This is a genomic window from Pandoraea anapnoica (assembly GCF_902459765.1).
Classification (GTDB): Bacteria; Pseudomonadota; Gammaproteobacteria; order Burkholderiales; family Burkholderiaceae; genus Pandoraea; species Pandoraea anapnoica.
Window position 1 is genome coordinate 45617 of sequence record NZ_CABPSP010000007.1, and the last position, 12265, is coordinate 57881.

A 12265-nucleotide genomic window follows, 5' to 3' on the forward strand; every position below is an offset into this window, starting at 1 on the left:
GACGTCACACGCAGGCAGATCGATTCCAGAGATTCGGCGGGATGCCGTCGCGCCAACGCGCTTTCCCATGAGATCAGGATGCCGTCCGCCAGATCGGGCGAGGCATCGAGCGCGTCGGCGAGTACCTCGATGCCGCTGTCCAGAAACTGCGCGATCTCAGCGAGCGGGACATTGCCGAGAAACCATCGAAGGCTCGTGCTCAGTGCCGGATGGTCCTCGCAGATTTGCGTCACCCTGTCGGCCCAGTACGGCGCTTCGGAAGGCAGCGATGCGATGAGTAGCGTTTGCAGTGTGGGTGGCCGATCGGGGGGTAACGCCGTCGCGGTGCAGGCAGGATGTGCGTGTTCCGTCATGGCGGAGGGGAAGGCCGGCGGTAACGGAAACTGAGTCGAGCGGATCATTTTTCGACGGCTCCTGCCTGTGGTAGGGAGATGCGGGAGCGCAGGGGTGGGCTGCGAGCGCTGAAGGCACTGGCGTTTATGGTGAATGCGCCAATAGCGCAGGCACTTTCAGATATCGCTTGTCGATTGCCGGGAGGCTTTGGGGGGGAGAGGCGCGGTTCGTGCGGTCATGCATAATGTGCTTCACGCGCGGCGATTTTCGGTGCCTATCGCATCACTGGACACTGGCGCAGCATTGGAGCATCACTGGAATGGCCGGAATTGCTCGAATCCACTCGGACTATTCGTACAGCGGGAGGTTGGTATGGCAACGCTTGAATACTACTTTGAGGACTTCGCAGTCGGTGACACCTTCGACCTCGGCGAACACACATTCACTGCCGACGAGATCGTCCGATTCGCGCGTCAGTTCGACCCTCAGCCGTTTCACGTCGACGAAGCCGCAGGACGCGAATCGCACTTCGGTGGTTTGGTTGCCAGCGGTTGGCATACGTGCAGCATCATGATGCGGATGAATGTCGACAAGTTGCTGTCGCGCTCGTCGAGCATGGGCTCGCCGGGGGTGGAGCAGATCGAATGGCTCAAGCCGGTGCGTCCCGGCGACACAGTAACGGTCACGAGCAGCACGCTCGAAGTGCGTGCGTCGAAGAGCCGTCCGGATCGCGGCATCGTGCGTCAGTTGTGGACCGCAACGAATCAGCATGGCGAAGAAGTGTGCCGTTTTCGGGGGACCGGGTTGTATCTCAAACGCGCGGTCTGAGCGACGACACGTCGCGCGTCACGCCGTGACGCGCGCGAGGGTCAATGCGACAAATCGCTCACCGACGCCGCGGGTGCATCTCGCTTGACCTGGGTAATCCCGTCCTCCATCTGCTCGGCCGTCGAGAACATCTGGCTCTGGCCAATGATCTCGCCGTTGCGCGCTTTGAGGACGAAGTAAGGGCGCCCGGAAGTCGACGTCTTGCGCTCAAACCGGTGATCTTCAGCGGAATTCTTGCGAACGGATTCGATACCGTTCTGCGCAGACGCGCGCGCCTTGTATGTCTCGGAGGAAAGGATGGTATGCCCGCTGTCGCCCAGCAGATGAAAGTGGAATTCACCATTGGGGCTGCGCTTGAGTTCGAACTTGCCTGACATTTGTGGATCTCCCGGATCTTCCAATGGCCAGCGGCGAGGGACTGCGAACTGCAAGTGACGCTGGCTGAGCGCCGCGTCGAAGAATGCGCCTAGATTAGCACCGCCAGCGCTTTGGCGAAACCGCACTTTGTTTCGAAGTGTAAACCACTTTGAGTGACAGTCCGCCGAACGGCCCGGGACGCTGCCGTCCGACGGTTATACCCCGCTCAGCGGCGCGCGTATTGCGTTGCGCCGAAAAGCATTTCGCGGGCTTTATCGTCCTGAAGCGGCTTGCGGGCGTCGGCGAGCACCTTGATGCCGCGTTGCACCGCCGGGCGTGCTTCAATGGCTTCGAACCACTTATGGATGTTCGGGAAGTCCGACAGCTCCACGCCCTGATTCTTCCATGAGCGCAGCCACGGCCAGATGGCAATGTCCGCCACGGTGTACATGTCGCCGGCGACGTACGGATGATCGCCCAGACGCTTGTCGAGCACGCCGTACAGACGTCGCGCTTCGTTGGTGTAGCGCTTGATCGCATAATCGATCTTCTCGGGCGCATAGATCCGGAAGTGGTGCGCCTGACCGAGCATCGGCCCCACGCCGCCCATCTGGAACATCAGCCATTCGAGCGTTTCGTATTTGCCGCGTACGTCCTCCGGCAGGAAACGGCCGGTCTTGCCAGCGAGGTACAGCAGGATTGCGCCGGATTCGAACAGGGAGATCGGCTTGCCGTCCGGGCCGTCCTCGTCGACGATGGCCGGGATCTTGTTGTTCGGCGAGATGGCGAGAAATTCGTCCTTGAACTGATCGCCCGCACCGATATCGACGGCGTGTGCGTGATAAGCCAGCCCGCATTCTTCGAGCATGATGTGGACTTTGTGGCCGTTGGGCGTGGCCCAGGAGTAGACCTGAATCAATTGCGGCTCCTCAGGGAGGCGTCGAGCGACGCCGGCGGATCACGTCGTGCGTGGGTCGCTCAGGCGGCTCCGGAGGCACGGTGATGGCGCAAATGGCAAACGGGCCGGGAGGGCGGCACCGTCCCCCCGGGGAAAACTGCCGGGAAATTACACCACAGAACGTTTTTCCCTGCCGGACGCCCGGTCGGCGGCGTCCGGCAAGCCTCGCCCAGCGCAACCGGGCGGTCACCCTCACTCGGCCGCGATATCCGGATACTTCGCCAGTTCCAGCTTTGCGATGGCGTTGCGATGGACTTCGTCGGGGCCGTCCGCAAAACGCAGGGTGCGGGCGCTGGCGTACGCATACGCGAGCGGAAAATCGCCGGAAAGCCCTGCTGCCCCATGGGCCTGAATCGCCCAGTCGATGACCTGACACGCCATGTTCGGTGCGACGACCTTGATCATCGCGATTTCCGCACGCGCAGCCTTGTTGCCGACCGTATCCATCATGTAGGCCGCCTTGAGCGTGAGCAGACGGGCCTGTTCGATCAGGCATCGCGCCTCGCCGATGCGCTCGCGCGTGACGCCCTGCGCCGCAATCGGTTTGCCGAACGCCACGCGCGAAAGCGTGCGCTGGCACATCAGCGACAGGGCACGCTCCGCAAGCCCGATGAGCCGCATGCAGTGGTGGATGCGGCCCGGCCCAAGGCGTCCCTGAGCGATCTCGAAGCCGCGTCCCTCGCCGAGTAGCAGGCTGCTTGCGGGCACGCGTACGTCGTCGAGCACGATCTCCATGTGGCCGTGCGGTGCGTCGTCGTAGCCGAAGACCGTGAGCGGACGCACGCGCGAGACGCCTTTCGCGTCGGCCGGAATCAGGATCATCGACTGCTGGGCGTGTTTCGGCGCGTCGGGGTCGGTCTTGCCCATCACGATGTAGAGCGCGCAGCGTGGATCGCCAGCTCCCGTCGACCACCACTTGCGGCCGTTGACGACATATTCGTCCCCCTCACGACGGATGCGGCATTGCACGTTGGTGGCGTCGCTCGATGCGACGTCCGGCTCCGTCATCAGAAACGCCGAACGGATGTCGCCGCGCAATAGCGGTTCCAGCCATTGCGCCTTCTGGGCGTCGGTGGCGTAGCGCTCGAGCGTCTCCATGTTGCCGGTGTCGGGCGCATTGCAGTTGAAGACCTCCGGGGCCCAGGGCACCTGTCCCATGATCTCGCACAACGGCGCGTATTCGACGTTGGTCAGGCCTGCACCGCGCCCGGAGTCGGGCAGAAACAGGTTCCACAGTCCGGCTTGCTGCGCGAGCGGCTTGAGACGCTCGATCACTTGCGACGGTTGCCATACGTCACTGTGACGACGGGCGATCTCGATCTCCTCCAGATAGCGCTGCTCGTTCGGAAAGATGTGCTCGTCGAAGAACGCTGAAAGACGCGAGCGCAACGCGTCGACTTTCGGGCTGTAGCTGAAGTTCATGAGGTCTCCGTGCGGTGACTGTCTGCTGAATCGGGGTGCGTCGGCGCGTGGTCAGGCACCGGACGAGCGCGTAGCGTTGGTTGCACGCTGCGCATACGTCCAGGCGAGTTCGGCCATCGGACGAGCCCGTTTGCCAGCGTCCAGCGCCTGTTGGCTCGCGGCCGTGCCGTCGCGCACGCGCTTCATGATCCCTTGCAGGATCGCAGCGATGCGGAACATGTTGTACGCCAGATAAAAGTGCCATTGCGCAGGCGGAACGATGCCCGTGCGCTCGCTGTATCGACGGATATAGACGTCTTCATCGGGAATGCCGAGGGCTGTCCAGTCGAGCCCGGCGATGCCGCGGAACACTCCGGGGCTCACGTGCCACGCCATGCAGTGATAGCTGAAGTCCGCAATCGGGTCGCCCAGCGTCGACAGTTCCCAATCGAGGACGGCGAGCACGCGCGGCTCGCTCGGATGGAAGATCAGGTTGTCGAGACGGAAGTCGCCGTGGACGATGGTGGTGCGTTCGGGGGCGTCCGGCGTGCTGACCGGCAGATGGGCGGGCAGCCAGTCGATGAGCCTGTCCATCGCGTCGATGGGTTCCGTCTCCGACGCACGGTACTGTTTGCTCCAGCGCGCGATCTGACGCGCGATGTAGTCCCCCGGCTTGCCATAGGATTCGAGACCGACGGCGCGGTAATCGACACGATGTAGCGCTGCGATGACGCGATTCATTTCGTCGTAGATCTCGCCGCGCTGCGTCGCCGTCATGCCCGGCAACGACGGATCCCACAGCACACGTCCGTCCACGAAATCCATGACGTAGAACGCCAGTCCGATCACGTTTTCGTCTTCGCACAGGCCGCGCATGCGGGCGACAGGGACATCGGTCCCGGCGAGCGCATCCATCACGCGGTATTCGCGTTCGATGGCGTGCGCTGAGGGCAGAAGCTTCGCCGCAGGGGCTGGCTTGGTGCGCAGCACGTAAGCGGCCGAGGGCGTGGTGAGACGGTAGGTGGGATTGGACTGCCCGCCGTTGAATTGCGTGAGCGTCAGCGGCCCGGAGAAGCCGTCGACGTTGGCGGTCAGCCAGCGCGCCAGCGCGGCAGTGTCGAACGGCGTGCGACTGCCCAGCGCCCGTTCGCCTGCGAATGCGGAAAAGTCCTGTACAAGCTCCTCGGCCATGCTGTCTCCTGCATTTCCGGTGCTGCGTTGATCGAGACTGATTCGTGGGTCTGGCTTTTTGCTGTTGTACGGCGACGTTCGATAAAGCGTGGCGGGCCGGGGAGGTCCCGGCCCTGCATGATGGTGACGCGCGTCGTTCAGCCGCGCTGCCGCGTACGGACGAACGACGCGAAAATCTTCTCCATGACCGTGAGCCGGTTATCGCGATGCAGTGGCTGCGGTGGGGCGAAATTCATAAGGCGCACCACCCAGTCCTGCGGTTTTTCGCCGACGTCGAGCGCATTGATGCACGCAGGCGTCTGGGCGAGCTGGCCGAGGAAGAGGCGGCCCAGCGGATGCAGGGCATGCGACAGAATCGCGCGATTCACGCCACCGTGCAACACCAGCAGCACGGTGTCCCACGACTTATCGGCGCGCAGCTCCGCGAGCGGCGGCACGACGCGATCCAGCAGTTCGCGTACCGATTCACCGTTCATGAAGCGTGTGTCTTCCGGCACCAGACCGTCGAATGCGCTGAGAAACGCTTGTGCCAGTTCGGCGGGGGGCAGGTCGGAGATTTTGCCCGCACGGATTTCCTGCCAGCACGGCCAGGTTTCGATTTCGACGTCCTGCCCGGTTTCTGCGAGCACACGCTCGGCGGTCTCGCGTGTGCGCGGCAGGCCGCTCACGATGACCCGGTCGAAGCGGATGTTCTCGGCGGCGAAGGCGCGTCCGGCGGCGCTGGCCTGCGTGCGTCCCAGTTCGTTGAGCGGGACGGTGTCGGCATCGATTGGGTGACCGCTGTCGTCGAAATACGTGACGTCGCCGTGACGCATCAGATAGATGCGGCGGCGTGCCGACGGCGTGAAGGTCAGCGGACCGGTCTGGGCACCGAGTTGGCCGAGTGAACTCATGCGAGGGTTCTCCTGAACGAATGCGGGCAGCGGACTGGCAGGCTAGAGAGCCTTGGTGGCCAGGTGCTGCTGCAGGGCATAGAGAGAGGGCGCACGCCGGTGGTTCGGGTACGCCCTCTGCGAGTGTGCGTTTCAGGGGTATTTTGCCGGACGTTTTTCAAGGAAGGCACTGATTCCTTCCAGGCCGTCGGCATGGTGCAGCGAAGCGACGAAATTATCGCGCTCGGCACCGAGTTGCGAGGTCAGCGTTTCGCTGGCACCGCTGTCGATGAGCGATTTGATGCGGCCGACGGCGTTCGGCGACAGTTGCGCCAGATCGGTCGCCCAGTTCAGTGCTTCGGCGCGGGCTTGTCCGGGCGCGACGACCCGGTTAACGAGTCCCGCGGTGGCGAGTCGCGCGGCCGACACCGGCTTGCCTTCGAGCAGGATCTCGGTGGCGAGCGGACGCGGCAGGGCCTGCGAGAGGAACCACGAACCGCCGCCGTCGGGCGTGAGGCCGACTTTCACATACGCCATTACGAACTTGGCGTTGTCGGCGGCAACGAGCAGATCGCATGCGAGCGCGAGCGAGAAGCCCGCCCCGGCGGCCGCACCTTCGACGGCGGCGATGATCGGCTTCGGGCACGCACGCAGCGCCTCGATCCATTCGGCTAGCGCGTCGATGCTGGCGGCCTGCACCGATGGATCTTTCTGACGATTTTCCAGCAGACGGTTGAGATTCCCGCCCGCGCAGAAGAAATTGTCGGCCCCGGTGATCACGACGGCGCGCACGGTCGTGTCGCGCTCGGCCGTGGCCAGTGCTTCGACGCCAGCGGCGTACATGTCCGGATGCAGGGCGTTACGCGCTCCGGGATTGGACAGCGTCAGCACCAGCGTCTGGTCGACGCGTTCGGCGAGCAGTTCAGCAGCCATGAGTCAGTCTCCGGATTACGCTTCTTCGGTGAGCAGCGACACGCCGAGTTGTGCGCGACGCGTGAGCCACGGCGACGGACGATAACGCGGGTCGCCGTAGAACGATTGCAGATTACGCAGGACCGTGAGCAACTGACGCGCGCCGACGGCGTCGCCCAGTGCGAGCGGCCCCCTGGCGTAACCGAGACCCAGTGTGACGGCGCGGTCGATGTCGCCCGGCGTCGCGATACGTTGCTGCGCGATATCGGCACCGATGTTCACGATGGTGGCGATCACGCGTTGTGCGACGAACCCGGCCGAATCGCGGATCACCGTCACCGGCGTGCCGCCGTGGGCGAATAACGCGTGGGCGGCGTTGCGTGCGTCGGCGGTCGTCACGGGCGTGGTCATCAGCGTGTGACGCTTCGCACCGGCGAGCGGCAGGAGCGTGTCGATGGCGACGGTGCGCGTCGCGTCCAGACCTTGCTCGACAGCGCACGTCGTGGCGTCGAAGCCGAGCGGCGTGACGACGATCAGGGCCGTCTCGGACGGCGTCTCACCGCTTTCGATGGTCACCCCTGTCGTACCCAGCAGCTCGACGACGGCCGCAAAGCCTCGTGTATCCGCTCGGCTCACCCAGACGCTCGCGGGCAATGCGTCCGGCGCAGGGGCTTCGGACGGCACCTGCTGCTTGCCGTCGACATAGCGATAGAAGCCTTCGCCAACCTTGCGGCCGAGCAGTCCGCCCGCGAAGCGCACGGCGGTGATCGGCGACGGACGGAAGCGGGCTTCTTCGTAGAACTGGTGATAGATCGACTCCATCACGGGGTGCGAGACATCGAGTGCCGTGAGGTCGAGGAGTTCGAACGTGCCGAGGCGGAAGCCTGCCTGCTCGCGCAGGATGCGGTCGATGTCCGCGAAGCTCGCCACGCCTTCGCTCGCCACGCGCAGGCCTTCGGTGTTCATGCCGCGTCCGGCGTGGTTGACGATGAAGCCCGGCATGTCCTTGCACCGCACGGCCGTGTGGCCCATGTGTTGGCCGAGGGCGAGCAGCGCGTCGCCGACTTCCGGTGCGGTGCGCAGGCCGTCGATGACTTCGACCACCTTCATGAGCGGCACCGGGTTGAAGAAGTGATAGCCCGCCACGCGCTCGGGACGCTCGCACGCGGCCGCAATCGCCGTAATCGACAGCGACGACGTGTTGGACGCCAGAATCGCGTCGGCGGCAACGATGCCTTCGAGCGCGCGGAACAGGTCGCGCTTGATCTCGATTTTCTCGATGATCGCCTCGACGACGAGCTGGCAGTCCGCCAGATCCTCCAGTGCGTTGCACGCATGCAGACGTCCCATCGTCGCATCGACGCTCGCCGCGTCGATCTTGCCCTTGGAGGCGAGCTTGTCCAGTGTGTCGCGCAGGGCCCCCAGGGCGGCTTGTACGGCGGCGGCGTTGGTGTCGTATAGCTTGACCTTCAGACCGGCTTGAGCGGCGATCTGAGCGATGCCACGCCCCATGGCGCCGGCACCGACGATGCCCAGAACGTCGATGGCCTTGCTGGCAGCGGCCGCAACGTTAGACGAGGAAGACGAGGGGGATGCAGTCATTCGGAGTGTCTCGAAGTTGGTGTCGATGTCGTCGATCGGTATCTTGTGGGCGCTCAGGGCCTGCGCAAGGCTCAATCCGGTTAAGCCGATGCTATCGAGGCCGCTAACCAGGCACTGAGTGCGCGCGACTTGTCATTCTATCGTCCGACCGGTCGGTCGGGAAATGAATTTCCTGCCGAATTGCCAAGCGATGCAAACCGATGCCCAAAACGCGTTGCGGTTATTGTCGCTGATCTCGCCGCCGTTGCCAGCGCTTGTTCCGCTGGGCGGTCGACGACATGGATACCTGTCTGGAATGCTGGCGGGGCGTGCGCACTGGCCGAGCGCCGGAATTCGGGACGCCTGCGGTTGAATTCAATTCACGCATGGTAGGGGCGTGCCGGTACACTTCCGGTAACCGGTGGATACGTCCACCGGCTCACTCACATGGGAGACATCATGTTGAAGCTGTACGGCTTTCCGGTAAGCAACTATTACAACAAGGTCAAGGTTGTGCTTTACGAGAAGGGCGTGCCCTTCGAAGAGTCCGAATCCATTCCGTGTCAGGACGAGCCGCTGCTGCAATGCTCGCCGCTCGGCAAGGTGCCGTATCTACAAACGGAACAAGGTTTCCTGTCGGAGTCGCAGGTGATCTGCGATTACCTTGAGGTGACGCATCCGACGCCGGCGCTCTTCTCCAGTGATCCGTGGCGACAGGCCAAGGAACGTGAGTTGCTCACGATGCTGGAACTGCATCTGGAGCTGGTGGTGCGTGAAGTGTACGGACAGGCGTTCTTTGGCGGCACGGCGTCGGAAGGCACGCGCAGTCGCACGGAGAAACTGCTGCGCCGGAACATCGTCGCCTTCAAGCGACTTGCGAAATTCGCACCGTTTGTTGCGGGCGACACGTTCACGATGGCCGATATCGCGGCAGGCATCCATCTGCCGATTCTCGGGATGGCGACGCAAGCCGTCTATGGCGAAGACTTCCTGCAAGCCGCCGATATCGACTGGAAGGCATACACGAAGCGACTCGCTGAACGTGAATCGTTCCAGCGCGTGCGTGCCGAACAAAAGGCTTATCAGCAGGCGAAGAAAGCCGGGTAAGTTGGTTGGACCGTAAAACGAAACGGCCGCCATCCGAGGGATGGCGGCCGTTTTCATTGGGGGCGTCCCGGCAGTCGGAGATGCGCTTAGATCTTTGCCAGACGCGTGAGCGCTTCCCGCAACGTCGCGTCCTGCTTCGCGAAGCAGAAGCGCACCACACCCGACTCGTGCGGCTCATGATAGAACGCCGAGACCGGAATCGCGGCAACACCGATTTCGCCCGTCAGCCACAGCGCGAAATCGGCTTCGCTCATATCGCTGATCGCGCTGTAGTCCACGCACTGGAAGTAGGTGCCTTCGCACGGCAGTAGCTTGAAGCGTGTGCCGGCCAGACCTTCGCGGAACAGATCGCGTTTCTTCTGATAAAAGCCAGCCAGTTCGAGATACGGCGACGGATCGCGCATGTAGTCGGCCAGACCGACCTGCATCGGCGTGTTTACGGTGAACACGTTGAACTGATGCACCTTGCGGAATTCTGCGGACAAGGCGGCCGGTGCTGCCACGAAACCGACCTTCCAGCCCGTAACGTGATACGTCTTGCCGAAGCTCGACACGATGAAGCTGCGGCGTGCGAGTTCCGGGTGGCGCGCCACGCTCTCGTGACGCTTGCCGTCGTACACCATGTGTTCGTAGACCTCGTCCGAGATCAACAGAATGTCAGTGCCCGCCACGATCTCGGACAACTTCACGAGGTCCTGCTCATGCCACACCGTACCGCTCGGGTTGTGCGGCGTGTTGAACAGGATCAGACGCGTGCGCGGTGTGATGGCTGCGGCCAGCTTGTCGAACGGAATGCGGAACTCGGGGGCTTCGAGTGTGATGAACACCGGCTTGCCGCCAGCCAGCTCGATCGACGGCACATAGCTGTCGTACGTCGGTTCGAACACGATCACTTCGTCGCCCGGGTGCACGGTGGCGAGAATCGCAGTGAGCAACGCCTGCGTCGCCCCGGCCGTCACCGTGATTTCGGTGTTCCAGTCGTAGCGCTGACCATAAAGCTTGCCGATCTTCTCGGCGATAGCCTGACGCAGCGCGGGCACGCCAGCCATCGGCGGGTATTGGTTATGGTCTTCGCGCATGGCGCGTGCCACGGCGTCGACGATCTTCGGATCGCACGAGAAGTCGGGGAAGCCCTGACCCAGATTCACCGCCTGCTTCTCGGCAGCGAGGGCCGACATGACGGTGAAAATGGTGGTGCCGACGTTCGGCAGACGCGACGCAAGCGGCGGGGCAACCAGCGCAGGCGTGGTGGATCCAGTGTGAGGCGCGTTCATTGGGTGGGTGGACGAAGCAGTGATCAGGCCGACATTCTACCGCCGTCGCGCCCGGCCTGCGGGCGGGGTCGCTTAACCGCCAACTTAACCGCCAACCACGAGCAATGACGTAAAAGCGCTCGCCGTCACGATGCGAAAGCCGAACTGGCGGGCCACTCGGCTACGCAGCTTCAGTACGGCTTTGTCCTTGCTGACGAGCCAGTGTGCGTGTCCGTCGCGTGCCGCTTCGAGGAATTTCTGATCGTCCCGGTCGCGGCAGAGCGGCAGTTGTGCGGGCGGTGCGCCATCTTCCGGGACAACGATCCGGTGCGTGTGCGCATCGACCCACGCGAGGGCGGCGTCGTTGTCGATCTCACGCGAGGCAAATTGGGGGTAGGTCAGCACGACGGCCAGTTCGTCGCGACACCGCTGGGCCATGAGGGCCACGAGGCGGTGTTCGATGAGCGCATCGCGCACGGGGCGGGCAATCGGGTCGTCGAACACGAGCAGATCGATCCAGACATTGGTGTCGAGCACCACGCGCGGTGGCGTGGCGAGCGTGTCGAGATGCTCGGCGAAGGCCCGCTCGGCGGGCGTGGCAACAGCGTTTTGAAGCATTGGATAGAATGACGGTTTTACGTTAATTTCCTGCGCAGGCAGGAACGCCTCACCCGATATGATAATTGTTCTCTCGCCGGCCAAATCGCTCGACTACGAAACGCCGCCGCACGTGAGCACGCACACCGTGCCTCAGTTCGTCGACGACGCGGCCGAATTGATCGAAGGCCTGCGCGAACTGAGCCCGGCACAGGTCGGCTCGCTAATGAGCATTTCCGACCCGCTTGCCGCGCTCAACGCGACGCGCTACGCCGAATGGTCGCCGCGCTTCGATACCTCCAACGCCAAGCAAGCCGTGCTCGCCTTTAACGGCGACGTCTACGAAGGCCTCTCTGCCCGCACGCTCGACGCCGCGCAGCTCGACTTCGCGCAGAAGCATCTGCGTATCCTGTCGGGCCTTTACGGCGTGTTGCGTCCGCTCGATCTGCTCCAACCGTACCGTCTCGAGATGGGCACGCGCTTCGTGAACAAGCGCGGCCGCGATCTGTACGCCTTCTGGGGCGAGCGTGTCACGCAGACGATCAACGCGTCGCTCGCCGAGCATAGCGAAACGCGCCGCGTGCTCGTGAATCTGGCGTCCGAGGAGTACTTCAAGGTCGTCAAACGCCGTCTGGTCAATGCGCCGGTCATCACGCCGGTGTTCGAAGACTGGAAGAGCGGCAAGTACAAGATCATCAGCTTTTACGCCAAGCGCGCGCGCGGACTGATGGCTCGTTACGCCATCGAGCGCGGTGTGACCGATGTGCAGCAACTCAAGGCGTTCGATATCGAGGGCTACGCGTTCGACGACAGCGTGTCGAACGATTCGCTCTGGGTGTTCCGTCGCCGCGTGGCCTGACGCCAGCCCGTCCCCC

12 protein-coding genes are annotated in these 12265 nt (G+C 63.5%); 3 read left to right on the forward strand and 9 right to left on the reverse strand.

All coding sequences use genetic code 11. The features are described 5' to 3' along the window. Positions 1-705: 705 nt before the first annotated feature. Positions 706-1161, forward strand: coding sequence for a MaoC family dehydratase (locus PAN31117_RS12880; RefSeq protein ID WP_150738542.1), 456 nt, complete (start codon positions 706-708; stop codon positions 1159-1161). 41 nt (positions 1162-1202) lie between these two features. Here PAN31117_RS12880 and PAN31117_RS12885 read toward each other — a convergent pair whose 3' ends face one another. From PAN31117_RS12885 to PAN31117_RS12915, 7 genes are all read right to left on the reverse strand, one after another. Further along, positions 1203-1538: a YegP family protein gene (locus tag PAN31117_RS12885; RefSeq protein WP_039399211.1), complete on the reverse strand. Its 336-nt coding sequence runs from the start codon at positions 1536-1538 to the stop codon at positions 1203-1205. Positions 1539-1744: 206 nt separating this feature from the next. After that, positions 1745-2437: a glutathione binding-like protein gene (locus PAN31117_RS12890; RefSeq protein WP_150738543.1), complete on the reverse strand. Its 693-nt coding sequence runs from the start codon at positions 2435-2437 to the stop codon at positions 1745-1747. A 231-nt stretch (positions 2438-2668) separates the two neighbouring features. Further along, positions 2669-3898 (reverse strand): acyl-CoA dehydrogenase family protein, encoded by a 1230-nt coding sequence (locus PAN31117_RS12895; RefSeq protein WP_150738544.1) that lies wholly within the window; start codon positions 3896-3898, stop codon positions 2669-2671. Positions 3899-3949: 51 nt separating this feature from the next. Beyond that, positions 3950-5068 (reverse strand): phosphotransferase, encoded by a 1119-nt coding sequence (locus tag PAN31117_RS12900; protein ID WP_150738545.1) that lies wholly within the window; start codon positions 5066-5068, stop codon positions 3950-3952. 137 nt (positions 5069-5205) lie between these two features. Further along, on the reverse strand, positions 5206-5922 hold the full coding sequence (locus tag PAN31117_RS12905) for a histidine phosphatase family protein (protein WP_370855757.1): 717 nt from the start codon (positions 5920-5922) through the stop codon (positions 5206-5208). A 171-nt stretch (positions 5923-6093) separates the two neighbouring features. Further along, positions 6094-6873, reverse strand: a complete 780-nt coding sequence (locus PAN31117_RS12910) for an oxepin-CoA hydrolase, alternative type (protein ID WP_150738547.1) — start codon at positions 6871-6873, stop codon at positions 6094-6096. A 15-nt stretch (positions 6874-6888) separates the two neighbouring features. Continuing rightward, the gene (locus PAN31117_RS12915; protein ID WP_150738548.1) at positions 6889-8454 is read right to left on the reverse strand and encodes a 3-hydroxyacyl-CoA dehydrogenase; all 1566 of its coding nucleotides are present in this window, start codon (positions 8452-8454) and stop codon (positions 6889-6891) included. Positions 8455-8892: 438 nt separating this feature from the next. Between PAN31117_RS12915 and PAN31117_RS12920 the strand changes: the two genes are divergently transcribed. Next, positions 8893-9540: a glutathione S-transferase family protein gene (locus PAN31117_RS12920; RefSeq protein WP_150738549.1), complete on the forward strand. Its 648-nt coding sequence runs from the start codon at positions 8893-8895 to the stop codon at positions 9538-9540. 86 nt (positions 9541-9626) lie between these two features. Here the strand turns inward: PAN31117_RS12920 and PAN31117_RS12925 are convergent, their stop codons facing one another. Further along, positions 9627-10814: a pyridoxal phosphate-dependent aminotransferase gene (locus PAN31117_RS12925; RefSeq protein ID WP_150738550.1), complete on the reverse strand. Its 1188-nt coding sequence runs from the start codon at positions 10812-10814 to the stop codon at positions 9627-9629. Between the two features lie 84 nt (positions 10815-10898). Next, complete coding sequence (locus PAN31117_RS12930) at positions 10899-11411, reverse strand: putative toxin-antitoxin system toxin component, PIN family (protein WP_150738551.1); 513 nt, start codon at positions 11409-11411, stop codon at positions 10899-10901. A 58-nt stretch (positions 11412-11469) separates the two neighbouring features. Here PAN31117_RS12930 and yaaA point away from each other — a divergent pair, with 58 nt between their 5' ends. Beyond that, entirely contained in the window at positions 11470-12249 is a 780-nt protein-coding gene (gene yaaA / locus PAN31117_RS12935; protein WP_150738552.1) for a peroxide stress protein YaaA, read from the forward strand. Positions 12250-12265: the final 16 nt, after the last annotated feature.